This window comes from Synechococcus sp. KORDI-52 (assembly GCF_000737595.1).
In the GTDB taxonomy this organism is placed as follows: Bacteria; Cyanobacteriota; Cyanobacteriia; order PCC-6307; family Cyanobiaceae; genus Parasynechococcus.
In genome coordinates this window covers 519,240-543,651 of sequence record NZ_CP006271.1, presented here as the reverse complement: position 1 = coordinate 543,651, position 24,412 = coordinate 519,240, and the positions used below count along the sequence as shown (strand labels likewise).

Here is a 24,412-nt window from a genome sequence, read left to right as displayed (position 1 = left end):
ACCCTGATCAAAGAATTCAAACAGGCATCAGCACCCGCCAACCCAGACGGTCCGCCTCCCGGCGGGCCAGGGCTGGCACGTCTTCAGCCACGAACATGCGATGCAGCATCTGCACACCCAGCAGGTGATTGATCACCGCATCCATCTGCACCCGCTCCGCATCGGTGGTGGCCGGGTCCTCGTGACGCGCAAACAAGGCGCGCACGCCGGCCTTGCTCAACAAACCAGCGGCATCGATCGCCTCATCACTAAGGTAGTCATCGGCAAGCTGCTTCATCTGCTCCCACTTCTCAGGCTCCGTGTGGGCCGGCGGTGCCATGAAGGCGAACTTCTCACGCCGATACAACACCTCGGGCAACAGGCCTGCCATGGCTTCCCGCAGCACGTATTTCTCGGTTTTCCCCTTAATCCGCAGTTCGGGGGGCACCTGCACAGCCACCGCGGCGAGATGGTGATCAAGGAAAGCGGGTCGCGCCTCCATGGAATTGGCCATGTCGACCCGGTCACCACCCCAGGTGAGGATCTGGCCCTCCAGCATGGTCTTGATCCAGACGTACTGGGCCTTGTCCAGGGCATGGCGCCCGTCCAGTTGATCCGCATCCAGTTGCTTGGCGATCGCCTTGCCCGGGGAGTAACCCTTCAGGGCTGCGGCGTGGGACTCCGCCAGAAGCTCCGGCACCAAGGGCGCACAGGCCAGCCAAGGCTGCAGGCAACTGGGGGTGAAGCCGACCACGGCATCGAGATCGGGATCGTCCACCTGGTTTTCAGCCAGCATCGCCCCCTTCACCAGGGAATTGGACTGCTGCAGCAGGTTTTCCCAGTTGGCACGCTCCTCCTGCGGCAGGTCATCCAGACCGTGGAGAAACATGTCGCGGCGAAAGGCGGGATAGCCGCCGAACAGCTCGTCTGAGCCTTCACCAGTCATCACAACCTTGTAATCCACGTCGTTGACGTGGCGGCTCATCAAGAACTTCGCCACCGCCAGGGTGTTGTAGATCGTTCGCTCGGCATGCCAGATGGTGCGCTCCATGTGGCCATAGAGCTCCTGGCCCGAGAGCCGCATCAGATCCTGCTCTGCTCCGGTGGCCTCGGCCATCTCCCGGGCAATCGGCGACTCGTCGTAACGGGCATCATCAAATCCGATGGTGAAGGCCTTCACCGGTGCCTGGCTCACGGCTGACGCCAAACCAAGGATGGAACAGCTGTCGATGCCGCCGGAGAGGTAGCAACCCACAGGCACATCGGCGACCATGCGCAGTTCAACGGCCTCCAGCAACGCCGCACGAACGGCATTGATGTGGTCGGCCTCAGTGCGGCTGGAGTCCCGCTGATCCTTACGCGGAAAGTCGACATCCCAATAGGTCGACTCCGACACCTCCAGACGCCCGTTCACCCGTTGCACCTTCAGCACATGGCCGGGCTTCACCTGGTGCACCCCAGCAAAGGCCGTGGTGCCAGGAACCATGGTCTGCATCAACTGGTGAAACAGACCCTCCGAGGTGAAGCGTCGCTCCACCGCCGGATGGGCGAACAGCACCTTCAACTCGGAACCGAACACCAGACCCTCGGGCGTCATCGCCCAGTACTGCGGTTTGATGCCGAAGCGGTCCCGCACCAGGTAGAGGCAGTCTTCCGCCCGATCAAACAAGGCGAAGGCAAACTCACCGCGCAACTGCGGCAGGGTCGCCTCCAAGCCCTGGCGTTGGTACAGCCGCAGCAGGATCTCCGAATCGCTCTTGCTGCTGAAGCGCACCCCCTGGGCGGTGAGGTCTGCCCTGATCCGCTGGAAGTCGTAAAACTCACCGTTGTGGGCCATCAGCACCTCACCGTCATCGGTGAGGAAGGGCTGCCGGGCCCGTGACTCGTTCAGGTCAATGATCGAGAGGCGGGCATGGCAGAAGCCGACGCCGGCCTGATCGAGCACCTCAACGCCGAAACCATCGGGCCCGCGATGGGCCTGAATCGCCGCCATGTTGACCAGCAGCTGGCGATCCACCGTCTGACGACGGTCGGCATTGAAAACACCTCCGATTCCGCACATCAGCCCGCCTCAGATCACATCCATCACGCGTTCGGCCCGATCCACCATGCAGGTGAGCAGGGCCATCCGCAGGAACACGGCTCCCCGGGCCTGGCTGAAATACCAGTTGTGGGGCGTGTCATCCAGACAGGTGCTGAGTTCCGCTCCCCGGGCCAAGGGATGGAGCACGATCGCTTCCGGTTTGAAGGGCATATCGCGGGTGAGGCGGAATCCTCCGCCATGGACTTCATAGGAATCGCCCACCCAGGCAATGGCATTGATGTAAACGACATCCAAGTCGGGCACTTCAGTCTGAAGATCGGTGCTGGAGCGCACCTTCATCCCACAAGCTTCAAGCTCCTCCAACTGTCCTGGGTCGAACAGCGGCTGATCCGGCTCCAACCCGGGGGCATGAATCACCACCACCTCGTCCACGGTCTGCGGGAATTTGGCAAGGATCCTCAACAGGGAGCGAACCGTTCGCATCCGAGAGGGAATTCCGACGATCCCAATGCGAATTCGATCAGCGGGTGCCACTTCAGCTTCAGCAAGCTTGGGGCGCCACTTGAAGATCGTGTACAAATCGGCCATCGCCTGGGTGGGATGCTCATCGATCCCATTCCCAGCGTTGATGATCGGGATCCGAAGGGTGGACGTCATCGCATAAACGGCACCGGGATCGCTATCCCGAAGCACCACACAATCGCCGTAGTTGTTGAACATGTGGGCGACATCTTCGAGAGACTCGCCCTTGGCGATCCCTGTGGTGGCCCTGTCGGTGATGTTGATGGAGGTACCGCCGAGTCGGTGCCAAGCACTGTCAAACGACAGGCGCGTGCGCGTGCTTGGTTCGTAAAACGCGTTGATCAGAATCTTGCCGGTGAGCGGCGTGTTGTGACGGCAATAGCGATCTGGATTGCTCTCAAATTTCGCCGCCAGCCGAAACACCTGCAACAAAACCTCGGGGCGAAACGGTTGGATCGACACCACGTGCTGATCCACCAAATCCTTCAAAGGCTCAACGTCTTCGGCAATGGCAGCCAGCAGCTCCTGGGGTTGGTTCTGCCCGTAGACATCGGGCCCCATCGGCTCAAACCGAATCTGAACCGATGACGCTTCCACAACTGCTGATTTGGCCTGTGCCATAGCGGGATCGGGATCAACACCCTGTTTGCCAAACCGAGTGCTAAAGCCAGGAACTACATCTTTCACCGGTAACAACAACCACACTGCTGCGTCCATGAAGAACCAGCTTCTTAACCAAACCTCCGGAAAAGATTGTGCTGTGGTGACGGGTTTCAGAAGACATCACCAAACCCGGCCATTGCGCCACTCCACCCACCAGATCAGCAGCAACACGAGCACCGACAGCACCAGGGCGAACTGACTGGCCACCAGCAAAAACTGAAAGCCCGACAGACCAACGAGGCCAGCCATCACAGGAACTGTTTGGATCATCCCTCCTCCTGCAGCAAGGTGAAGTCGAAGCGTTCCGGCCAAAACCGACTGCCCATCAGCATCACAACCGCCGACACGGCCGCCGAAAACACAGCAGCGCAGTAGGGCGCGATCAGCACATAGGCGAGCAGGCCCACAACGCTGCCGGCGAGCATGGCCGCAATGGCAGCGGTGCGGTTGGCCGTACGCCAGTAGAGCCCACATGCCACAGGCCAGACCGTGGAGGCCACCAGGGCACCGGTGAAGAACAGCACCGACGCCAGCGAATCCAGCCGCGGCCAGGACAGCGCCAGGGTGACGACGGCCAATCCCACCACCATCAGCCGCGCCGCCTGCTTGAGCTGCAGGTCGCTGGCCTGGGGCCGCAACAGGCGGAAGTACACATCCTCCGCCAACAGATCGGCAGTAGATGCCAGCAACGAATCCAAGGTGGAAGTAAGCGAGGCAAACACCACCACAAACACCAAGGCCGCGCCGCCGGCCCCGAGCAGATCGGCTGCCATCACAGGGAACACCATGTTCACCTGCTCGAGAGGCAACTCACGGGCCAGGGCCACCAGGCCAATGGAGCCCGTCACCATCGGCACGCTCATCCAGGCGATTCCCCCCAACACGAAGGACGTCATCACCACCGAGCGCCGACTGGCGAAAACCCTGGACCACCAAATGTTGTTGTGAAACACCTCGCCCATCGAAAAGAGGGCGGAATTCCAGGCGATCAACAAGCCCGCCGGCAGCAACAGATCAAGCCGATCAGGATGCTGGGCCAGCAAAGAGGCATGCACCTCGGGCATCGGGAATTGACGGAAGGCAAGCACCGCCACCACCGCCAGCAGCACCATGATCAACAGCGACTGGATGAAATCGGTGCCGATCACAGCCCGCATTCCGCCGAAGAGGGTGTAGACGGTGGCAACACCAATCACCACCACCATTCCCACGTGGTAGTCGAAGCCTGAAAGGGCCTGCAGCAGCAAGCCAGCACCCATCGCCTGGGTCATCAGAAAGCCCAGGGTGTAGATCGCGGTGATCAGCATGAACACCCACCAGGCCAGTCGTCCGTACCGCAAACGGATGAAGTCGCCGCTGGTGCGCCCGTTGGGCATCAACTGCTTGATCCGCGAGGCCAGGGGGGCGAACAGAATCAGGCCAAGCCCAGCCAGGGCATAGCTGAACATGCCCCAGAGGCCGGTTTTGTAGCCGAATTCAGGGGCAAGCAGGGTGGTGTTGCCGGTGACCCAGGAGGCCATCAACGTGGCCGTACTCAGAGCCAGCCCGATGTTGCGCCCCGCCAGCATGTAGTCGTCGGCATTGCCTTGACCGCGCCTGCCCCAGGCAATCCCCAGCGCCACCCAGAGAACAGAGAACAGCACCACCAACGCCCAGGCGATCCCGGGCTGAAGGAAGGGAACCGAGTCAGCGGGCATCCGTCGACCCCCTGCGGTTCCAATACATGTGTCCGCGCAGAATCATCACCACCGTCGCCGCAGTCACAACGGCACCAAGGGCAAAGATCAGACGCGCCCAGAGCAATTCATCCAAGGCGAAGAGTGTTTGAACTCCAGAAACAGATAAGCAAAGGGGGCAGCAGGCCCTGGCCCTTTGCCCTCCATTCAGGTGCCTTCGGATACTCAAACAACAGGCGATCAGCGTCCGATCGCCTGAAATTGCGGAATGTGTAGCAACCACCACCCGAAGTGGAGTGGGGCGACGCCTTGGATACGCCCGGCTTGCGCGACAAGGATGTTCACCGACTACAAACCCACGGTCGGCTTCGACGAATATTTCTGCAGCGAAACGGCCAGGCCGCGCGCCGATCTTGCCCCACTACTCGCATCACTAGGGCAGATGGGATTGCCCGAGCTCAACCGCAGCCATGCCTCAGCCAGCCAGCTGCTGCGTCGCCTTGGCGCCACCTTCCGCCTCAACGATTCCGGGCTCAAAGGCAGCGAACGAATTCTCCCCTTCGATCCCTTGCCTCGGCTGATCGGCCGCAGCGACTGGATCACCCTGGAGCAGGGACTGCTGCAACGCCTGGAAGCCATCGACCGCTTCCTCGCTGACATCTATGGCCCCCAGCAGATCCTCAACGACGGAGTGATCCCACGGGAAGACGTTGAAAGTTCCTCCGGTTGGCGACCTCAGATGCAGGGCATCAGCCTGCCGCTCAACCGCTGGTGCCACATCTCCGGGCTCGACCTGATCCGCGACGGCAATGGCACCTGGCGGGTGTTGGAAGACAACCTGCGCTGTCCGTCGGGGGTGGCCTATTTCCTCGAGAACCGTCGGGTGATGAAGCGGTTGTTCTCTGGCCTATTTGAAGGACGTGCCGTTCAACCGATCGACGACTATCCCTCCCATCTGCTGCGCACCCTTCAGGACCTGGCGCCCTGGAGTGACGCCCCCCGCGTGGCGATCCTGACGCCCGGGGTGTTCAACAGTGCCTATTTCGAACACAGCTATCTGGCCCAAGAAATGGGCATTCACCTGGTGGAGGGGCGCGATCTGGTATGCGAAGGCGGCCGGGTGTGGATGCGCAGCACCAACGGCCTCAAGCCCGTGGATGTGATTTACCGCCGCATCGACGATGATTTTCTTGATCCCACCGTGTTCCGCAAGGACTCGATGCTGGGGGTGCCGGGCCTCATCGACGTGCTGCGGCAAGGACGGGTCGCCATCGCCAACGCCCCTGGCACCGGCATCGCCGACGACAAGCTGATCTATGCCCACGTGCCGGCAATGATCCGCTACTACCTCGATGAGGAGCCGATCATCGAGAACGTCCCCACCTACCTCTGTGCCCGGCCAGACGATCGGCTCTATGTGCTCGAACACCTCGAACAACTGGTGGTGAAATCAGTGGCGGAAGCCGGAGGCTACGGAATGCTGATCGGGCCCCAGGCCAGCCGATCGGAGCTGGCGGACTTCGACACGAAGATCCGTGCGAATCCCCGCAACTTCATCGCGCAGCCCACGCTGCAACTCTCCACCGTGCCGTCCCTCAGTGACGGAGAGCTCTACCCCTGCCACGTGGATCTGCGCCCCTACGTGCTGCGCGGCGCAAGCAACTGGGTCAGCCCAGGCGGACTGACGCGCGTGGCCCTCAAGCGGGGCTCGCTGGTGGTGAATTCGTCCCAGGGAGGCGGCTGCAAGGACACCTGGATCGTCGACGACCAACCGATGGCAGCACCGCAACCCCAGGAGGCTGTGCCGTGCTGAGTCGCGTTGCCGATTCGCTTTACTGGATCAACCGCTACCTGGAACGCGCCGAAAACATCTCGCGCTTTCTAGAAGTGAGTGAAGCGATGGCGCTGGACTGTCCTCCGGGCAGCGCCGAACCGTGGCTGCCGCTGGTGGAGGTGACGGGGGATCGCCACCGCTTCGATACGACCTATCCCGATACCACGCCCAAACAGGTGGTGCGCTTCCTACTGCTAGACCGCAGCAATCCCAACAGCATCGTGAGTTGCATTGCGATGGCGCGGGAAAACGCACGGCAGATCAGGGATGTGATCACCACGGAGATGTGGGAGCAGATCAATGATCTGCACTGGAGCCTTCAGGAGGACGAAGACATTTGGCGGGAACCGGTGCAGGAGCAACTGCGGATCATCCGCCGCGGCTGCCAGCTTGTGTACGGGATCACCGACACCACCTTGAGCCGTGATCTCAGCTGGCTGTTCAGTCAGCTGGGGCGTTTGATCGAACGCGCCGACAAAACCTCCCGCATCCTCGACGTCAAATATTTCCTGCTACTGCCCTCCCCTGAGGAGGTTGGCGGCGTGCTGGATGAACTGCAATGGATCACCCTGCTGCGCACAGCTGGGGCTTATCAGATGTACCGCCAGAGCAGGCAGCACGCGATCAGCCCTGCCTCCGTGGCCCGCTTTTTGCTGCTGGACCCCATCTTTCCTCGCTCGGTGCGGTACTGCCTGCAGGGCATCAGCGACACCTTGCAACAGATCCAGCAGCATCCGAGCCCAGACACGCCGGATGACCTCGACTGCTTGCGGGGACAGCTCCTAGCCCGTTGGAGCTATGTGCGGATCGACAACCTGATCGAAGCCGGTCTGCATGAAGCCATTGACCAGCTTCAGCAGGACCTCAACCAACTCCACACCCTGATCCAGACCCGCTACTTCACCAGCGCCGACCTCCGTTCCACCCCCACCGATCCCGCATGCGTGCTCTCATCGTTCACCGCCTGACGTATCGGTATGAGGCCCCCGTTTTCCTTGGGGAACATCGCCTGTGTCTGAGGCCTCGAGGTCAGGGGTTTCAGACCCTGCTGGAGCATCAGCTCAGCGTGCTGCCGGAACCGGAGCAACGTCGGGAACTGGTGGCCGCCAGCGGCGACGAAATCCAACGGCTGCGTTTTCTCGGCAGCACCGATGAATTGGTCTTTGAGGCCCGCAGCCTGGTGGAGACCCGGCCAGCACCCCTGCTGGAGAGCTGCTTCAACGGACTGGAACCGCCCCTGCCCTACCCACGCGGCCAACTCAACAGCGACCTGCAGGGGGCCCTGGAGGGCTGGTTGCCCAACGGCCAGCACGAACCCGCGGCCATCGACCTCACCCAGGAAGCCCTGATGGGCAGCAACCAGCAGACCCTGGCTTTTCTGAAGCAACTGATTGAACTGATTCAAGAGCGGGTGAAATACACCCAACGCCATGTGGGACCCGCCTGGCCGGCGGGTCGCACCCTGCGCGAGCGGATCGGCTCCTGCCGTGATCTGGCCATGCTGATGGTGGCCTGCTGCCGCGTGGTGGGTCTCCCCGCCCGCTTCGTGAGCGGCTATCAACTGCAGCAGCCTCCCCCGAAGGACTACGACCTGCATGCCTGGGCGGAGGTTTACCTGCCGGGAGCGGGCTGGCGGGGCTTTGACCCCAGTGCCGGCATGGAAGTCAACGAGCGCTATGTGGTGCTGGCCACCTCGTCCAAACCGGAACTCACCGCAGCCGTGAGCGGCAGCTTCAGCGGCCCCCCCGAAACAAACAGTGAACTGAACTGGCAGATTCAGATCACCGAGGAAGCTTCCGGGATGGGAACCTCCTCACGCAACCTGCTTCAGGCCGCCTGAAGCAACGGTTCCACCCCGTGCAACTGAGGCTTCGGCGCCGAGCTGTGGGTGGCTGCCATCAAGGCCGGGATCTCGGCGCTGTTGTAAACGCGGAATTCCCTTACCAGAGAAGCGCCGTCCTCACGAACCGCCTGGTTCAGAACGACGGAACCATCGGGATCGGAGATCGAACGGTGGAAGGTGCCAGGAGGGATGCGAAGGATGTCACCACCGCTCTCGAGACGAACGATGTGGAACGGCTGCTCCCAGGCCAGGTTCACCAAAAAGAAGGTTCTGCCCCCACTGGCCGCCAGCAGATTGTCTTCCTGATGAGGATGCAAATAGAACTGCCACGCGCCGCTCTCAGGGTCGTTGGGGGGCGACACCGCCGGGCCGCTGTGAATCACCAGGTCGCGCGCATTCGAGCTATCCACGGTGACGTCGAAAAAACGAACCGACGGGGTATCGCGGAAGCGCTCGTAGGCCAGCAGTTCAAACATGTCGATGGATCCTTCTGGACCCTTCAGCTGCCCTGTTGTACCGAGACCACAACGCAAAAACGGTGACGATCACAACGGTTCAGCCCCCTAGATACGCCATTTCCGCATGGGTAGACGCAGCGGCGGATGGATCACGCTCCTCGCTGTAGCGGTCCTGGCGTCGCTGCCAGAGCTGGCGCATGGCCTGCTCAAGCTGAAGCTCCGACGCGAGCGCGGGCTTGAGATCCGTGCCATCAGCGGAGAACAGGCAGGTGAACGCCTGGCCATCGGCGGTGACACGCAACCGGTTGCAATCCCCGCAGAACGGCTCACTGATGGAGGCGATCACACCGATGGATCCGGCGCCATCGCCATAGCTCCAACGCCGGGCCGTCCCACCCCTGGGGCGCCCAAGGGCTTCAAGGGGCCAGCGGGCATGAATGCGCTCCACCATCTGAGCCGCCGGCAGCACCTGGTCCAGCGTCCACTGGTTGCGGCTGCCCACATCCATGTATTCGATCAAACGCAGCTCCATCCCCTGCTGCCGCGCCAAATCGGCCAAAGGCAACAGCTGATCGTCATTCCTCCCCCGTTGGATCACGGCATTGAGCTTGAGCTCACCGCGTGAGGGATCAAAACCAGCGGCACGGGCCGCCGCGATACCGTCCTGCACCTGGCGGACCAGGCGATCCCCAGCAAGAGCCCCACCCTGGAGACCAGCCATGCGCGCCGCTGCCTCCCCTTCCACTGCATCCAGGCTGATGGTGATGCGATCCAGCCCTGCGGTACGCAATGCCCGCGCCATCGATTCCGACAACAGCACCCCGTTGCTGGTGAGCGCCACGGCCTGAAGACCAGCCATCGGATCTGAGCGATCCCGCCGGGCCTGCGCCACCGCCTCCAGCAACGGCAACAAACGCCGGCTCAACAAGGGCTCTCCACCGGTAAGCCGGAGTGTTTGTGCCCCAAGGCGCGCAGCCACACGAATCACGCGCAGCTGCTGATCAAGCGTGAGCAGGCCCGGGGGCTCCTCCACATCCGGACAGCAGTACGGACAAGCGAGATTGCAACGGGCCGTAAGCGACAGCCGCAGCACCCCAAGGGGCCGGTTGAAACGATCTGCGAGCGGCAGCGGGATGCTCATCCCTCCAACGCTGCCAGATCTGCAGGGCAATTGGCATTCAACAGAGCTTCCGCAGGCAAGGGAACCCTTTGATGGGGGACCCTGGTCAACCAGTCCATCCAGCGCAACTCTCCGCGTTGCAGTTGCTCATCCAGGCAGGAGCGAAAAGGGGAGCCTGAAGGAATCACCGCCAGCAACGGCTGGAGCCGTTGCCCGTCATGAGCCACCGCTGCTTGCTCCGGGGCGTTATTCCAGGCTGCGATGAGCTGCTGGACAACGGCGGTGCGCAAACAGGGCATGTCCACCGGCAGCACCAGCAAGGCCTCGCCCGGCATCGGAGACAGCACTTTGGCCAACGCCTGCAGGGGGCCATTCCAAGGGGGGGGCTCCAACAGCACGGAACATCCGGGCCGATGGGCCAGCAGCTCGGCGTGCTCGTCATGACGACTCAACACCTCCACCGGATGACCTAGGGGCAACAACTGGTCGACCAAGACCGTGAGCCACACACCACCGGAGGGATGCGGCAACAGCGCCTTGTCACGCCCCATGCGACGGCTGCTTCCGCCACTGAGCAAACAAACCCGCAAGCCTTGATTCACATCGCCGACCAACAATCTGCACCAGCGGAGCCCAACAACCCACAAAAGTTGCAACCGCTACCAAATCATTGCGGAAAAGAACAACTGATCCAATCAATCAGCCCCGTTGATGTTTGCTTGGCAACACAAAAACACAAATCGGTAACCAATCAAACCAAACACGGGCCTGACGAATTGATTTACTGCATTTGTCAAACGGATTCTCTTTCCGACCGTTTTGCCATCCCCGGGCACCCTTCGTTTTGAAGCCCGAGGCTCCCTCTCTTCTCCTCAATGCTTGGCGACCTCTGGTCGTTCCAGGGCAGGTATCGAACCCTTCACCTGACCTGGATCGCCTTCTTCCTGACCTTCGTGGTCTGGTTCAATCTGGCCCCACTGGCCACCACCGTGAAAGCGGACCTGGGACTGACCGTTGGTCAGATCCGCACCGTGGCCATCTGCAACGTGGCCCTCACCATTCCGGCGCGCGTGCTGATCGGCATGCTCCTGGACAAATTCGGCCCCCGGATCACCTACTCCTCGATCCTGGTGTTCTCGGCCATTCCCTGCCTGCTGTTCGCCTCCGCTCAGGACTTCAACCAGCTGGTTGTGGCCCGTCTGCTGCTCTCCATCGTCGGCGCCGGCTTCGTGATCGGCATCCGCATGGTGGCTGAGTGGTTCCCGCCCAAGGAAATCGGCCTGGCTGAAGGCATCTATGGCGGCTGGGGCAACTTCGGCTCCGCCTTCTCCGCCCTCACGATGGTGGCCCTCGCTGGCTTCCTCTCCTTCTCCGGCGGTTTCGAACTGCCCACCGGCGCTGTTCTGAACTGGCGCGGTGCCATCGCTCTGACCGGCATCGTCTCAGCCATCTACGGCTGCTTCTACTTCTTCAACGTCACCGACACCCCCCCCGGCAAGACGTACCAGCGTCCGGAGAAAACCGCCGGTCTGGAAGTCACCTCCATGCGCGACTTCTGGGGTCTGCTGGGCATGAACGTGCCCTTCGCAGCCATCCTCTGCGTCCTCTGCTGGCGCCTCTCCAAGGTGGGCTTCCTCACCGCAAGCACCTATCCACTGGCCCTCGGTGCCGTTGCCGTCTGGTTTGCCTTCCAGACCTGGGGAATCATCCGCACCAACCGCGATCTGATCCTTGGCAACAAGGTCTATCCAAAGGAAGACCGCTACGAGTTCCGCCAGGTGGCGATCCTCGAGCTCACCTACATCGTGAACTTCGGCTCCGAACTGGCCGTGGTTTCGATGCTGCCCACCTTCTTTGAAACCACCTTCGATCTGCCGAAGGCCACGGCCGGAATCCTGGCCTCCTGCTTCGCCTTCGTGAACCTGATCGCCCGCCCTGCTGGCGGTCTGATCTCCGACAGCGTCGGCAGCCGCAAGAACACCATGGGCTTCCTCACCGCCGGCCTCGGCATTGGCTACCTGGTGATGAGCATGATCAAGCCGGGCACCTTCTCCGGCACCAGCGGCATTGCCGTGGCGGTGGTGATCACCATGCTCGCATCGTTCTTCGTGCAGTCCGGTGAAGGCGCCACCTTCGCGCTGGTGCCCCTGGTCAAGCGTCGCGTCACCGGTCAGGTGGCCGGGCTGGTCGGTGCCTACGGCAACGTTGGTGCTGTGACCTACCTGACCATCTTCAGCCTGCTGCCGATGTGGATGGGGGGCGGCGGTGAGCCCACCCCCGAGGTGATCGCGGCTTCCAACAGCGCCTTCTTCCAGATCCTTGGCGTGGCCGGTCTGATCGTGGCCTTCTTCTGCTTCTTCTTCCTCAAGGAGCCCAAGGGATCCTTCGCAGACCTGCACGAAGGCGAAACCGCCTGATCCATCTGCCTCCGCAGCACCCTGTCGCTGCACTACGACCCGGAGCTTCGGCTCCGGGTTTTGTTCTTTTTTTGGTTCCTGCATGGCCACCTCACCCCGCAGCGTGCGCAGCCAGTGCCCCTACTGCGGTGTGGGCTGCGGTCTGGAATTACTGCCTCCCGCGGTGAAAGGACAAGCGGTGAAACGGGATGCTGAGGGCAACCCGATGTGGACCGCCCGCGGCGACCGCGAACACCCCTCCAGCCTTGGCCAGGTGTGCATCAAGGGCGCCACCGTCGGCGAAACCCTGGCCCGAGGCCGCCTGCGCCAACCCCTGTTCCGCGAAACCCTCGAGGACGACTTCGCGCCGATCAGCTGGGACGACGCCCTCAACAAAATCACCGGCCAGATCCAGGCGAGCATCGCCCGGCGCAGCAACGCCGATGGCATTGCCATATACGGCTCCGGTCAGTTCCACACCGAGGATTACTACCTGGCCCAGAAGCTGCTGAAAGGCGCCCTGGGCACCAACAATTTCGACGCCAATTCACGGCTGTGCATGAGCTCAGCGGTGGCGGGATACACCCGCAGCCTGGGCTCCGATGGTCCCCCCTGCAGCTACGAGGACCTCGACCATTGCAGCGTGGCGTTCCTGATCGGCACCAACACCGCCGAGTGCCATCCGGTGCTGTTCCAGCGGCTGCTGAAGCGAAAACGCAAAAACCCGAGCAGCGTCACGATCGTGGTAGTGGATCCACGCCGCACCGACACCGCGAAGGCCGCTGACATCCACCTTCCGATTGCACCGGGAAGCGATCTGGCCCTGCTGCACGGCATTGCCCATCTGGTGCTGCGAGACAACGGCCAGGATCCGGTCTTCATCGACGACCACACCGAGAATTACGACGCCTTTTTTGACGTTGCCGCGCGCTGGACCCCAAGACGGGTCGCACGGTTCTGCAACATCCCAGAAAAGCGCCTGCGGGAAGTGGCGGCTCTGTTCCATCGGCGCGAGAAAGTACTCAGCCTGTGGTCGATGGGGGTGAACCAACGCCGTGAAGGAACGGCCGTGGTGCAGGGGTTGATCAATCTGCATCTGCTCACCAGCCAGATCGGCAAGGAAGGAGCAGGCCCGTTTTCCCTCACCGGCCAACCCAATGCCATGGGTGGGCGCGAGGCCGGAGGCCTGGCCCATCTTCTCCCTGGCTATCGCCTGGTCGCCAATGCCGAGCACCGTGCCGAGGTGGAACAGGCCTGGGGACTCCCTGAAGGCCAGATCAAAGCGACGCCAGGCCTCGGTGCCTGGCAACAGGTGGAAGCGATGGAACGCGGTGAGCTCGACCTCTGGTGGGTCGCAGCCACCAACCCCCTGGTGAGCATGCCTGAACTGGATCGGGTCAAAGCCGCCATGGGCAACTGCCCCCTCGTGGTGGTGAGTGAGGCCTACGTCGACTCGGAAACCTCCCACTACGCCCACCTGCTGTTGCCCGCAGCCCAGTGGAGTGAGAAAGCCGGCGCCATGACCAATTCCGAACGACGCGTCACCTACTGCCCGGCCTACCGGCGTCGCTTCGGCGAGAGCCGTCCCGACTGGGAGGTGTTCGCCGATGTGGGCCGCCGCCTGGGCTACACGGAGCAGTTCAACTTCGAGTCAGCGGCTGAGGTGTACACCGAATACACGGCTCTCACCCGTGGCCGGCTTTGCGATGTGAGCGGCCTCAGCCATGAGCTGCTGGAGACAGAAGGGCCGCAGCAGTGGCCCTATCCCAGCGGCAGCAGCCCCGGCACGTCCGCCAAACGGCTTTACACCGACCACCAGTTCGCCACCCCAAGCAAGCGCGCCCGCTTCAGCACCGATCAACCGCTCGGACTGGCGGAGCCCCCCTGCGAGACCTATCCGCTGGTTCTGACGGTGGGCCGCTACCTGGGCCAATGGCACACGATGACCCGCACCGGCAAGGTGGAACGGCTGATGAAGCAGCACCCCGAGCCGCTGCTGGAGATCCACCCCGGTGACGCACAGGAGCTGAAACTGCGCAACGGCGAGCTCGCGGCGATCAGCTCAAGACGGGGTCATCTGACCGCCAAGGTGATGGTCACCGACCGCATTCGGCGCGGGTCTGTATTCCTGCCGATGCACTGGGGATTCACCCAGGACAAGGCCTGCGAAGCCAACACCCTCATGCACGACGACGCCTGCCCGGTGTCGAAGCAACCGGAACTCAAGGCCTGCGCGGTGATCGTGGCGCCGGCGGTGTCCGTGGTGAAGCCGGTGGAGCAGGAGAAGGGACGTCTGGAAGCCCTGCGCCGGCTACTCAGCCCAGCACTTCGCTGAAGGCAGCCTGCAGGTTGTGGTGGTCGTGCCCCGGCCGCACCAACTTGCACAAAGCAAAGCGGTCCAGCTCACTGAGCTGGGTCCACTGCTCCAGGGTCAGGACCACACCCCGCACTGTGGCCGCCTCCTGCACCACAGCGGGCAGCTCAGCCTGCTGCTGCCAGGGGGCACCGCTCACCGGTGGCAGATCCTTGGCCATGCCATCGGCCATGGGGCGCGTGCAATCGCGCAGGTGCTGGCGAAGCTGCTCGAGAGCATCGGCCGCATCAGGCCAATCCACCAGGGCTTGACGTTGTTCCTGGGAAAGCTCAAGCCAGTGATTGAGCTTTAACTTCACCCCACACAGATCCAATTTGCGTCGCACACACAGGGGGATACAACGCCAGTTGCCGATGAAGTCCTGTTCAAAGGCAAAGCAATGGCTGGCGGAATCACGACGGCTGGACATCAACCAAAGCCTTGATCGGTGTCAATGATGACAACGGCAGCACTCGGAAACAGAGATGTTTATCTCGATACAAACATTGAGCTGTGCGCTTCGCTATTTCCCTCGGAATGCTGTTGGGGATTTCTCATGGATGGGTCACGGCTGAAGCTCTCCAGCAGCAGCCCGCTCAGGGCTTTGATTCCATAAAAACTGTTAATTCCGCTACAAGATTTGGTTCGTTCGGTAGTCGTTCACACCAATTTTTCCCATACTGAAGCTCTGTTCAAAGAGTTTCTGCCGTGACCAGCAGCATCTCGTCCGCTTCCGGCCGCAGCCCGATCACCCTGGCCGCCGGTTTTCTGGGTGCCTTCATCGTCGGCTCCCTCGCCGTGCAGCTGGTGCGCAGCCAGACGGCCTCCGTCCAGGCCGGAGCCGCTGCAGTGGAACCGGTGATCGCCGGGCCTGCCGCTCTCTGGGCTCCCTTGGCCGAGCGCGACATTGCCAGTGCCAACTCAGGCGCAACGGCCCAACCCGCTGCTGCCGTCCAGCCCGCTGTGGAGCCTGTGGTCGGTTCCGAAGCCACCCTCTGGGCACCCTTCGGCGAGCGCTGATCGCACGGCCCAAGAGAACAGACCCGATCGCACAGCCCACCAGGCGGTCCGCATAGGGTGCCGGCATGGGGATTCATCGCCGGCACTTCCTCCAGAAAACGGGCGGTCTGGCCTTGACCGCCCTGATGCAACCACGGGCCGTTGAGGCAGCAGAGGACGGGTTCTGCGTCCCGAATGATCCGCTCCAGACCCTGATGGCGGGGAACAACCGGTTTGCTGAGGCCTGGCGCCGGGCCGAGGGGGACAACAGAGCGCCGCTCCGAGGGGCGGATCCTGACCCGCGCTGCTTCAACGCCCCCAGCGCTTTGGCCACCGGCCAGCATCCCTGGGCCACAGTGCTCACCTGCTCTGATTCACGGGTGTCGCCGAACTGGGTGTTCGACACCACCCCTGGCGAGCTGTTCGTGATCCGCAACGCCGGCAACAGCGCATTCACTGAAGCCATTGCCTCCGTTGAGTACGGCGTCAGCGTTCTCAAGACGCCGCTATTGATGGTGATGGGACACAGCGGCTGCGGCGCCGTGACGGCGGCGATGGACGCCAATCCGTTGACCCCTTCCCTGGACCGGCTGATCAAACCCATCCGGGAGAACATCAACGGCAGCAGCGATCTCGAGGACGCCGTACAGCGCAACGCCCTCGCCAGCGCCTCCACCTTGATTCAACGCAGCACCGTTCTGGCCGACGCCAAAGCCAGCGGTGCGCTGAAACTGGTGGTGGGTTGTTTCCAACTCAACAGCGGTGTTGTCAGCTTGATCGAATGACGCAAAACCTGAGTCATCTGAACCAGCAAGGCGAAGTCCATATGGTGGATGTGGGGGACCGTCCGGCCACCAACCGCGAGGCCCATGCCCGTGGGGCCATTCGCATGGACGCCTCAACCCTCGGTCTGATCCAGCGGGGCGAGACACCAAAAGGAGATCTTCTGGCGGTCGCCCGGGTGGCAGCGATCCAGGCCGCCAAACGCACCTGGGAGCTGATTCCCCTGTGCCATCCGCTGCCACTCAGTGGCATGGATGTGACGATCGACGCCGACGCCTCCCTGCCTGGCCTGGTCGTCCACTGCCGTTGCCGCACCACAGGCCAGACCGGGGTGGAGATGGAAGCGATGACGGCCGTGTCCGTGGGACTGCTGACCCTCTACGACATGCTCAAGGCAGTTGATCCAGCCATGACGATCGAGGCAATCCAGCTGGAGTTCAAGGAAGGAGGGCGGAACGGTGTCTGGAAACGCTGAGCCCTACGGACGCGAAGGTCTACCCCTGGAAGAAGCACGTCAACGGGTTGTGGCGGCACTCCAGCCGATCACAGCCAGCAACACAGTGCCGCTGCAACAGGCCCTCGGCCGGGTGAGCGCTGCGGATGTGCTGGCCAACGCAGCAGTTCCGGGATTCCGGGCCTCGATCATGGACGGCTACGCCCTGGGGCAGAGCCAGCAGCCCAAACCTGGGGACACCTGGCAGCTGAAGGGACGCTCCGCCGCCGGCCAGCCCTTCAACGGAACCCTGGCCACCGGCGATGCGATCCGCATCCTCACCGGCGCTCCACTGCCGGACGGTGCCGGCTGGGTGCTGCCCCAGGAGCTGATCAGCAGAGACGGCACCAGCCTCCAGCTGGTGAAAGAGGCGTCGGATCGTCCCTGGATTCGCCCCGAGGATGAGGAATGCCGACCGGGAGACCTGCTGCTGGCCGCTGGAGAACGCCTTGGTGCCGCCGATCTCGCACGCCTCGCCGGCTGCGGCATCGCCGACCTAACCGTTGCGCAGCAACCCCGCATCGGGCTGCTGATCAGCGGGGACGAACTGGTGCCACCCGGAACAACGCGGCAACCCGGTGCCATCTGGGAGAGCAACGGCACGCTTCTGGAGACAATGCTCCGGGCCCTGGGGCAATCGGTGACCCAGCGACGGGTGGTAGCCGATCAACCCGACGCCCTGCGCCAGGCCCTGCTGGATCTAGCCCATGACTGCGACGTGGTGGTGAGCACCGGCGGCGTCTCCGCCGGCGACACGGATTGGATCCGACCGCTGGTGGCGGAGCTGGGTGCCGTGGACTTCTGGAAACTGTTCCTACGCCCGGGGCGCCCCTTCGCCTTCGGCAGCATCGGTGAGGGCGTGCCGTTTTTCGGACTGCCGGGCAACCCCGTGGCAGCAGCGGTCACCGCCCTGCAACTGCTCTGGCCCGCCCTGCAGGTTCTGGAGGGCCAGAGCGAACCTGAGCTGTTCCCCCGGGTGATGGTGGAACTCGCCGACCCGTTGTCCCGCCGACCGGGACGGCCGGAACTGGCCCGAGCTCGCCTCGAAACCAACGCCGAAGGAGCGCTGCTGGCACGGGTGGATGGCTCGCAGGCCTCATCCCGGATCGGGTCCCTGCAACAGGCCGATCTGCTGTTGGAACTGCCAGCGGAAGCCGGCCCGCTCGAAAGCGGCACCCGTCTCTGGGCCCAGGTGATCCGTCAGCGGATTTTCTGAGCCAGATCAGGCTGAAATCGGCGGCGCTCCCAGGCCATGAGCTGGCCCGATGCATCGAAATGGATGCTGATCTGCTGAAACAGCGCTGCGCCGAGACGGCCCCCGATCTCGAGGCTGAAGGGCTCATTGGGAAGCTCACTGGACACCGAGAACACCAAACCGTCGGGCATCACGGCTGAGCAGTCGTTATGCAACAGCTGGCTTGGATCGAACACCAGCGGAGCGGCGTCCTCAGCCTGGCTGTTCACCCCCGTTTGCGGCCTGAGCATCTGCCGCTCACCGCTCCACCCCTGCACCGGCGCCAGCAGAGCTTCGGGTGTCCCGCATGTGGGACGGTCGGATTCGGGATCGGAACTCTTCAAGCAACGGAAACCCACCGCTCCAACGCACTGCAAACGCCAACGGCCGTTGAGCGGTTCCCAGAGCAGCACCAGCATCGAGCGGGAACGACCGCAGAACAAGTTGATCTCATGGCCGAAGCGGGGACGATCGGGATCAAACCCCAGGCTGGACTGACCGCCCGCCCCAGGAAACTGCCAACAGCCTCCACCGGCGTTGTAGGTGGCTCGACTGATGGGATAGGTGGCCTGCCCTCCGGGGGCAAAAGCGAGACCCGAGCCATCCCATACCCCGTGGTCGTCATCGGAAAAGGAAATCGCGTAAGTGGTGGGGTCGATCCGACGGGCCGGACGCTGAAGATCCAGCCGACCGCTGCCGTCCCGCTCAAACCAATGGCCACAGCCCTGCCAATGGCCGGCGAAATTGCGGCGGTTGAGGGTCCATTGATCAGTCATGTCCGTGACGGCATGGAACGGTCGATCTCCTTAAGGTCGCCATTTCGGATCGGCTGCAACCGAGACGGCCACAACTAAAACTGACGCTGAACACCACCAGCAGCGAAGTGCTGGAGCAACTCAGCCCCGTGCAATTGCTGAACATCCTGCGGCAGAGACGCATCGCCGGGTTCTGCCTCGGGCCCAAGGGAGATCGCCAGGTGGATGCCATCGGCTACCGCCACACCTTCGTCGACAGCTTCCGCTGCCTGACGTCGCTGTTGCCACAAATGCCGGAACTGCGTCAGATCGTCTCTGCCGGCAGATGTGCGTCCTGCGCCTCGGGGCGCTGGCTAGGGCAGGACGAACCAGGTTCGGGGGGCCGACGGATTCGCAACACCCGGCTCAAACAGTTGGGCGACCAACTGCAGCAGCCGAGCCTTGATCAGAGCGGAGTGTTGGCCGCCAGCCAGGTGCCCTGACCAGCGCACCACTCCCTTTTCCAAAACGGGGCCTGGTGTTTGAGTTGCTCCAACAACGCAGCCACGCAGCACTGCGCCGCCCCACGACGATCGGCCTGAACCGCCACAAGCACGATCGGCTCACCAGGGAGGAGCCGGCCCACCCGATGCAACACCAAAACCGCCCCCGCCTGGTGCTCCTGCTGCAGACGCTGTGCCATGGCCGTGATCTGACGTTCGCAAAGGCCGGGGAAGTGTTCCAGCTCAAGTGCCTCCAGAGGTCGGCCATCCATCGTGGTGGGACGCACCCGACCGATGAAGATCGCAGCGGCCGCAGCATCCCCGCTCCAAAGCGCGAGCTGTTGCCAAGGATCAAAGGAATCCGGACACACCTCCACACGGCAACCGGTCACGCTTCACCCCCCCGTGAACGGTGGAAGAAAGGCCAGCTCATCACCGGCCTGCAACGGCTGATTCTCTCCAACCAACTCCTTGTTGACCGCAATGCTGATGCCCTCGAGCGGGCCAAGATTCAACTGGTTCCAGACCTCACGGGCCGTCGCGACGCCTGAGGTGAACGGAAGGGAACGCTCGGACCAACCGGCGCGTTCTCGCAGGGAAGCGAACAGCAGCACCTTCAGCACCACGTTCATCGCAGCTGAAGCGGTTCTAGCGTCCGAAGGTTCCGCCGCTGTGCCATGGGCCTGTCCATCGCCCTGCTCACCATCTCCGACACACGCACCCTGGCGGACGACAGCAGCGGAGAACAGCTGCTACGCAGCCTTGAAGCGGCCGACCATCGACTTCATGAGCGACAACTCTGCGCCGATGATCGCTATCAAATCCGCCGTGAGTTGAGCCGCTGGATCGCCGATCCCGTAGTTGATGTGGTGATCACCAGCGGCGGCACCGGTCTCACCGGCCGCGATGGCACCCCTGAAGCTGTCGCCCCTCTGCTGGACAAAACAATCGAAGGATTCGGCGAACTGTTCCGTGTGCTCTCCTTCGAGAGCATCGGCACCAGTACCCTGCAAAGCCGGTGCCTTGCTGGCGTGGCCAACGGCACCTTTGTGTTTGTGCTGCCGGGATCTCTTGATGCGGTGACCACAGCTTGGGACCGGCTCATTCGGGCGCAGCTCGATGCCGACACCCGACCGTGCAACCTGGCCCAGCTCCGGTCTCGCTTGAAGGAATAAAGCGGAATCGAACGGAGGCGGTCAGAACGGAATCGGCATCGTGACCGCTGCCGGTGTGGGCATGCAGGCTTCAACCTGCTGATCAATCACCTCACCCACCACAACGATCGAGGGCGACTTGAAGGCTTGCGCGCGGCATTGATCAGCAACGTCAACCAAGGTGGCCTTGAGGCAGCGTTGCCCCGCCACGGTGCCCTGCTGGATCACCGCCACAGGAGTTGTCGCGGCCAAACCACCCGCCATTAGCTCCTCCGCGATCCGGGGCAGGTTGTGCAACCCCATGTAGATCACCAATCCGTCACTGGCCGCGGCCAGGGCACGCCAATCCACAGAAGGACGGCGCTTGTCGATTTCCTCATGGCCGGTGACGAAGGTCACCGATGATCCCGCCCGCCGGTGGGTAACGGGAATTCCGGCGTAGGCAGGGGCGGCAATGCCGGCGGTGACACCAGGCACCACCTGAACAGGGATGTTCCGATCCGCCAGGTAAGCCGCTTCTTCCCCTCCACGACCAAACAGAAACGGATCACCTCCCTTCAAGCGCACCACGGTGCTGTGCTTCTGAGCCATTTCAACGAGCACAGCATTGGTGCTTGGTTGTGGCACCGAATGATGTCCGCGGCGCTTGCCGACAAAACGGCGTTCGCAGGCTGCCGGAACAAGATCCAGCACTTCTTTGGGCACCAGCGAGTCGTACACCAGGGCATCGCACTGGCTCAACAGCCGATGTGCCTTCAGCGTCAGCAACTCAGGATCGCCGGGCCCGGCTCCCACCAGATAAACAGTTCCGGGTTGTTCAGCGGTGGTCACGGCAGGGAAACAAGCAGATCAATCAAGGCCTGGCGGGTGGGGGGATGCTCGAGCAGAGGAGGCAATCCACCAGCTTCGCTCAGCGCCTCCGTCATGCGGTTCGGGGCGAGAGTCAACGGAAGGGGCCGGGCCCTGGGATGGCGCTGCTGGAACGCGGGCCAGGCATCAAAGGCAACCAACGGCAACGCCAGGCGAGACGCCAACATCGCGAGAAAGCGATCCGCCACCCCCGGGCGCAGGGGGTGGTGCACCATCACGGCATCAGCGCGATCAGACACTGGAAGTGCTGAGAGCACGGCGTTCCACCAGGTGACCCAAGAGCCCAGAAAGGGCAGCAAACGCACACAGGCCCCAGCTCCACGAAGCCTGTTCCGAATCGCTGGCACGTCCTTGCGGGCATGCGCACCAGGCAGCAACAGCAACGGAACGATCCAAGAGGATTGGGGAAGTGCGGACACGGCTTGTTCAGCCGTCAGCACCTCCAACTGCACCGGCGCCGAACGCCGCTGGGCCAGGAGATCCGGCAGGGAGGCCAGACAGCCAGGAACAACACCGCCACTGCGGCCATGCACCACCAAATGCAACCCTTGCCGCCCCCCATCGGAAGCGTCATTCCGTAGCAATGGCCACGGATCGATGACCATCCCTGCTGATGTCATCGGGTTGTTGTGAACGTTGAAGGAGTCATGGCACCCAACCGTCGTTTTGATCGTGCCCCATTGGACAGCCGTTCCTACCGGGAGCCGCTGGGCGGACGCATGGAGCGGTACGACCGATACGACGTTCGGGACGACCGGTACAGCCGGGGATACGACACCAGGGACGACCGGTACTCCCGACGTTTCGACCGCCCCGCCGGGCCCTCCGAGCTGGATCAAGACTTCGCTGCGATGAAGCGGGTTTGGCAGATGCTCCGGGCCGGAGCCGTTCGCATGGTTGGCGAAATTGGACGCCAATACTGAGGCCGAAGCAAATTGCCTTTTACGGCCTCACGGGAACCACCAGATGTAGCCGGCATTACAAATCGAACAGAACAAAGCCCTGGAATTGATCAACACCAAAAGTGTTCTCTTTGTTACGGACCAGGGTTGCCGTCGCGGTGTTTATTCAGACAACCCAACGCTCACCTTCATTTTGAAGCGTTGCCGGTCTTCGGGCCATCTCGATTGATTCGCACCTCGTCTTTGAGCAATCAATCCGCCCACTCGTCAATCGACTTATGACCATTAGCTCTCCCTCCAGGCCTTACCTGGATGGCAAGAAGCTCAACAAGATCGAGCAGAACAAGGCGGCCAAGGATGGCCTGTTGGTCGGCACCGAAATCGAAAAGTTCGCCGAACTCGGCTGGGAGCAGGTGGATGAAACCGACCTTCAGTTGCGTTTGAAGTGGTACGGCATGTTCTGGCGTCCGAAAACGCCAGGCAAATTCATGTTGCGCCTGCGGGTTCCCAATGGCGTGCTGACGGCCGATCAGCTGCGGGTGGTTGGCTCCATCGTTGAGCGCTATGGCGAAAACGGCAGCTGCGACATCACCACCCGTCAGAACCTGCAATTGCGCGGTGTGCTGCTGGGCGACCTGCCTGAAATTCTCAAGCGGCTGAAGGAAGCTGGCCTCAGCACCATCCAATCCGGCTTCGACAACCCCCGCAACGTCACCGGCAACCCTATCGCCGGCATCGATCCCAACGAGATCGTCGACACGCGGCCCTACACCACCGAGCTACAGAACTTCCTCACCAACAACTGCCAGGGCAACCCGGAGTATTCCAACCTGCCTCGCAAGTGGAACACCGCCGTTGCCGGCGCGAAGGACAACTTCCTGCTCCATAACGACATCGTTTTCCACCCCGTGGAACGGGATGGGGTGTTGGGATTTGGCGTCTGGATCGGCGGTGTTCTGTCATCGCAGATGAATGCCTATGCCGTTCCCCTGAACGCCTGGGTAAAGCCAGACGAAATCTGCAAAATGACCGATGCCGTGATCCGACTCTGGCGCGACAACGGTGAGCGCGACAAGCGCCCCAAAGGCCGCTTCCGCCTCTACCTCGATCAGGTGGGCCATGACGTGTTCCGCAGCCAGGTGGAAGACCTCTTCGGTCCGTTGACTCCCGATCCGGGTTCCGTGTTCGACACCACGCCCCGCTCCCACTACGGCTTCCATCCCCAGAAACAGGAGGGCCTGTCCTACGCCGGTCTGCACGTTCCGGTTGGTCGTCTGACCGCCCAGGATCTGCAGGATCTCGCAACCGCCAGCATCGACTACGGCAGTGGCGAGGTGCGTCTCACGGAGGATCAGAACGTCATCCTCGTTGGCCTTCCCAACGACAAGCTCGAGGCCCTGAAGGCTGACGCCCTGGTGCAGCGCTTCCCGCTGGAACCCGGTCACATCGCCGCCGGAACGGTGTCCTGCACCGGCAACACCTACTGCGGCTTTGCGCTCACCAACACCAAGGACCAAGCCCTGGAAGCGGCCAAGGAGCTCGACCAGGAGCTCAATCTTCCTGAAGAGCTGAAAATCCACTGGACCGGCTGCCCCAACACCTGCGGCCAGGCCTACATGGGTGCCATCGGCCTCACCGGCACCAAGGCCAAAAACAGTGAAGGGGTGATGGGCGAGGGCTACACGATGACCCTCGGTGGGTCCCAGGGCGCCAATCCGAGCATCGGGGAAATCCACCGCAAGGCGATCCCTGCTGATGAGATCAAGGCCGCTCTTAAAGACGTGTTGATCAACAAGTTCGGGGCCACCCCAAAGGGCTGATCGCTGCGGTCGCCGTGACGCTTCCTTTTGAA

28 protein-coding genes are annotated in these 24,412 nt (G+C 62.5%); 14 read left to right on the top strand and 14 right to left on the bottom strand.

The features are described from left to right. Positions 1-16 precede the first annotated feature (16 nt). The 5 genes from asnB to KR52_RS15220 form a co-directional block, all read right to left on the bottom strand. The gene (gene asnB, locus KR52_RS02715) at positions 17-2,041 is read right to left on the bottom strand and encodes an asparagine synthase (glutamine-hydrolyzing) (RefSeq protein ID WP_038552149.1); all 2,025 of its coding nucleotides are present in this window, start codon (positions 2,039-2,041) and stop codon (positions 17-19) included. 9 nt (positions 2,042-2,050) lie between these two features. Then, complete coding sequence (locus tag KR52_RS02710; protein ID WP_038552146.1) at positions 2,051-3,166, bottom strand: aspartate carbamoyltransferase; 1,116 nt, start codon at positions 3,164-3,166, stop codon at positions 2,051-2,053. A gap of 162 nt (positions 3,167-3,328) precedes the next feature. Next, positions 3,329-3,478 (bottom strand): hypothetical protein, encoded by a 150-nt coding sequence (locus tag KR52_RS14710; protein ID WP_173402186.1) that lies wholly within the window; start codon positions 3,476-3,478, stop codon positions 3,329-3,331. Further along, on the bottom strand, positions 3,475-4,905 hold the full coding sequence (locus KR52_RS02705) for a sodium:solute symporter family protein (RefSeq protein ID WP_038552143.1): 1,431 nt from the start codon (positions 4,903-4,905) through the stop codon (positions 3,475-3,477). Before KR52_RS02705 ends, KR52_RS14710 begins: the two co-directional genes overlap by 4 nt. Then, positions 4,895-5,020, bottom strand: a complete 126-nt coding sequence (locus tag KR52_RS15220; RefSeq protein WP_256382196.1) for a hypothetical protein — start codon at positions 5,018-5,020, stop codon at positions 4,895-4,897. Before KR52_RS15220 ends, KR52_RS02705 begins: the two co-directional genes overlap by 11 nt. 201 nt (positions 5,021-5,221) lie before the next feature. On the opposite strand from KR52_RS15220, the gene KR52_RS02700 reads away from it, so the two are divergent. The 3 genes from KR52_RS02700 to KR52_RS02690 are packed head-to-tail and all read left to right on the top strand — an operon-like array spanning position 5,222 to position 8,558. Further along, the gene (locus KR52_RS02700) at positions 5,222-6,697 is read left to right on the top strand and encodes a circularly permuted type 2 ATP-grasp protein (RefSeq protein WP_038552140.1); all 1,476 of its coding nucleotides are present in this window, start codon (positions 5,222-5,224) and stop codon (positions 6,695-6,697) included. Then, the gene (locus KR52_RS02695) at positions 6,691-7,686 is read left to right on the top strand and encodes an alpha-E domain-containing protein (RefSeq protein ID WP_038552138.1); all 996 of its coding nucleotides are present in this window, start codon (positions 6,691-6,693) and stop codon (positions 7,684-7,686) included. Before KR52_RS02700 ends, KR52_RS02695 begins: the two co-directional genes overlap by 7 nt. Next, positions 7,659-8,558: a transglutaminase family protein gene (locus KR52_RS02690; protein WP_038552135.1), complete on the top strand. Its 900-nt coding sequence runs from the start codon at positions 7,659-7,661 to the stop codon at positions 8,556-8,558. The genes KR52_RS02695 and KR52_RS02690 overlap by 28 nt, the downstream gene beginning before the upstream one ends. Here KR52_RS02690 and KR52_RS02685 read toward each other — a convergent pair. From KR52_RS02685 to KR52_RS02675, 3 genes are all read right to left on the bottom strand, one after another. Continuing rightward, positions 8,546-9,037 carry a hypothetical protein gene (locus tag KR52_RS02685; protein ID WP_038556760.1) on the bottom strand — a complete coding sequence of 164 codons (492 nt, stop codon included), beginning with the start codon at positions 9,035-9,037 and terminating at the stop codon, positions 8,546-8,548. The genes KR52_RS02690 and KR52_RS02685 overlap by 13 nt on opposite strands. A 79-nt stretch (positions 9,038-9,116) precedes the next feature. Beyond that, positions 9,117-10,160, bottom strand: coding sequence for a GTP 3',8-cyclase MoaA (locus KR52_RS02680; RefSeq protein WP_038552132.1), 1,044 nt, complete (start codon positions 10,158-10,160; stop codon positions 9,117-9,119). Next, complete coding sequence (locus KR52_RS02675) at positions 10,157-10,690, bottom strand: molybdenum cofactor guanylyltransferase (RefSeq protein ID WP_038556759.1); 534 nt, start codon at positions 10,688-10,690, stop codon at positions 10,157-10,159. The genes KR52_RS02680 and KR52_RS02675 overlap by 4 nt, the downstream gene beginning before the upstream one ends. Between KR52_RS02675 and KR52_RS15050 the strand changes: the two genes are divergently transcribed. The 3 genes from KR52_RS15050 (at position 10,661) to KR52_RS02665 (ending at position 14,870) form a co-directional block, all read left to right on the top strand. Then, complete coding sequence (locus KR52_RS15050) at positions 10,661-10,987, top strand: hypothetical protein (protein WP_253912436.1); 327 nt, start codon at positions 10,661-10,663, stop codon at positions 10,985-10,987. The genes KR52_RS02675 and KR52_RS15050 overlap by 30 nt on opposite strands. 27 nt (positions 10,988-11,014) lie before the next feature. Continuing rightward, positions 11,015-12,556: a NarK family nitrate/nitrite MFS transporter gene (locus KR52_RS02670; RefSeq protein ID WP_038552129.1), complete on the top strand. Its 1,542-nt coding sequence runs from the start codon at positions 11,015-11,017 to the stop codon at positions 12,554-12,556. Positions 12,557-12,638: 82 nt separating this feature from the next. Next, complete coding sequence (locus KR52_RS02665; RefSeq protein WP_038552126.1) at positions 12,639-14,870, top strand: molybdopterin oxidoreductase family protein; 2,232 nt, start codon at positions 12,639-12,641, stop codon at positions 14,868-14,870. Here the strand turns inward: KR52_RS02665 and KR52_RS02660 are convergent. Continuing rightward, the gene (locus KR52_RS02660; RefSeq protein WP_038552124.1) at positions 14,851-15,318 is read right to left on the bottom strand and encodes a nitrate reductase associated protein; all 468 of its coding nucleotides are present in this window, start codon (positions 15,316-15,318) and stop codon (positions 14,851-14,853) included. The genes KR52_RS02665 and KR52_RS02660 overlap by 20 nt on opposite strands. Before the next feature lie 278 nt (positions 15,319-15,596). On the opposite strand from KR52_RS02660, the gene KR52_RS02655 reads away from it, so the two are divergent. The 4 genes from KR52_RS02655 (at position 15,597) to glp (ending at position 18,379) form a co-directional block, all read left to right on the top strand. After that, positions 15,597-15,908 carry a hypothetical protein gene (locus KR52_RS02655; RefSeq protein ID WP_038552121.1) on the top strand — a complete coding sequence of 104 codons (312 nt, stop codon included), beginning with the start codon at positions 15,597-15,599 and terminating at the stop codon, positions 15,906-15,908. Between the two features lie 65 nt (positions 15,909-15,973). Beyond that, complete coding sequence (locus tag KR52_RS02650; RefSeq protein ID WP_038552118.1) at positions 15,974-16,672, top strand: carbonic anhydrase; 699 nt, start codon at positions 15,974-15,976, stop codon at positions 16,670-16,672. Next, positions 16,669-17,145, top strand: a complete 477-nt coding sequence (moaC, locus tag KR52_RS02645) for a cyclic pyranopterin monophosphate synthase MoaC (protein ID WP_038552116.1) — start codon at positions 16,669-16,671, stop codon at positions 17,143-17,145. Before KR52_RS02650 ends, moaC begins: the two co-directional genes overlap by 4 nt. After that, entirely contained in the window at positions 17,129-18,379 is a 1,251-nt protein-coding gene (gene glp / locus KR52_RS02640) for a gephyrin-like molybdotransferase Glp (protein ID WP_038552113.1), read from the top strand. Before moaC ends, glp begins: the two co-directional genes overlap by 17 nt. On the opposite strand, the gene KR52_RS02635 is transcribed toward glp, so the two are convergent. Next, positions 18,364-19,173 carry a hypothetical protein gene (locus tag KR52_RS02635; protein ID WP_038552110.1) on the bottom strand — a complete coding sequence of 270 codons (810 nt, stop codon included), beginning with the start codon at positions 19,171-19,173 and terminating at the stop codon, positions 18,364-18,366. The two genes, glp and KR52_RS02635, sit on opposite strands and share 16 nt — an antisense overlap. A gap of 107 nt (positions 19,174-19,280) precedes the next feature. On the opposite strand from KR52_RS02635, the gene KR52_RS02630 reads away from it, so the two are divergent. Continuing rightward, complete coding sequence (locus KR52_RS02630) at positions 19,281-19,634, top strand: hypothetical protein (protein ID WP_051834252.1); 354 nt, start codon at positions 19,281-19,283, stop codon at positions 19,632-19,634. On the opposite strand, the gene KR52_RS02625 is transcribed toward KR52_RS02630, so the two are convergent. Together KR52_RS02625 and KR52_RS02620 are read right to left on the bottom strand one after the other, a co-directional pair. Then, positions 19,598-20,026 carry a molybdenum cofactor biosynthesis protein MoaE gene (locus tag KR52_RS02625; RefSeq protein ID WP_038552108.1) on the bottom strand — a complete coding sequence of 143 codons (429 nt, stop codon included), beginning with the start codon at positions 20,024-20,026 and terminating at the stop codon, positions 19,598-19,600. The two genes, KR52_RS02630 and KR52_RS02625, sit on opposite strands and share 37 nt — an antisense overlap. 3 nt (positions 20,027-20,029) lie before the next feature. Continuing rightward, positions 20,030-20,266 carry a MoaD/ThiS family protein gene (locus tag KR52_RS02620; protein ID WP_038552105.1) on the bottom strand — a complete coding sequence of 79 codons (237 nt, stop codon included), beginning with the start codon at positions 20,264-20,266 and terminating at the stop codon, positions 20,030-20,032. A 45-nt stretch (positions 20,267-20,311) separates the two neighbouring features. On the opposite strand from KR52_RS02620, the gene moaB reads away from it, so the two are divergent. Beyond that, a complete protein-coding gene (gene moaB / locus KR52_RS02615) occupies positions 20,312-20,809 on the top strand; it encodes a molybdenum cofactor biosynthesis protein B (protein WP_038552103.1) in 498 nt (165 codons plus the stop codon). Positions 20,810-20,830: 21 nt separating this feature from the next. On the opposite strand, the gene cobA is transcribed toward moaB, so the two are convergent. Both cobA and KR52_RS02605 read right to left on the bottom strand, forming a co-directional pair. Then, complete coding sequence (gene cobA, locus KR52_RS02610) at positions 20,831-21,619, bottom strand: uroporphyrinogen-III C-methyltransferase (RefSeq protein WP_038552100.1); 789 nt, start codon at positions 21,617-21,619, stop codon at positions 20,831-20,833. Continuing rightward, the gene (locus KR52_RS02605; RefSeq protein WP_253912435.1) at positions 21,616-22,263 is read right to left on the bottom strand and encodes a DNA mismatch repair protein MutS; all 648 of its coding nucleotides are present in this window, start codon (positions 22,261-22,263) and stop codon (positions 21,616-21,618) included. The genes cobA and KR52_RS02605 overlap by 4 nt, the downstream gene beginning before the upstream one ends. Before the next feature lie 42 nt (positions 22,264-22,305). Here KR52_RS02605 and KR52_RS02600 point away from each other — a divergent pair, with 42 nt between their 5' ends. Both KR52_RS02600 and KR52_RS02595 read left to right on the top strand, forming a co-directional pair. Continuing rightward, positions 22,306-22,581, top strand: coding sequence for a hypothetical protein (locus KR52_RS02600; RefSeq protein WP_038552094.1), 276 nt, complete (start codon positions 22,306-22,308; stop codon positions 22,579-22,581). A gap of 257 nt (positions 22,582-22,838) precedes the next feature. After that, on the top strand, positions 22,839-24,380 hold the full coding sequence (locus KR52_RS02595) for a ferredoxin--nitrite reductase (protein ID WP_038552091.1): 1,542 nt from the start codon (positions 22,839-22,841) through the stop codon (positions 24,378-24,380). Positions 24,381-24,412: the final 32 nt, after the last annotated feature.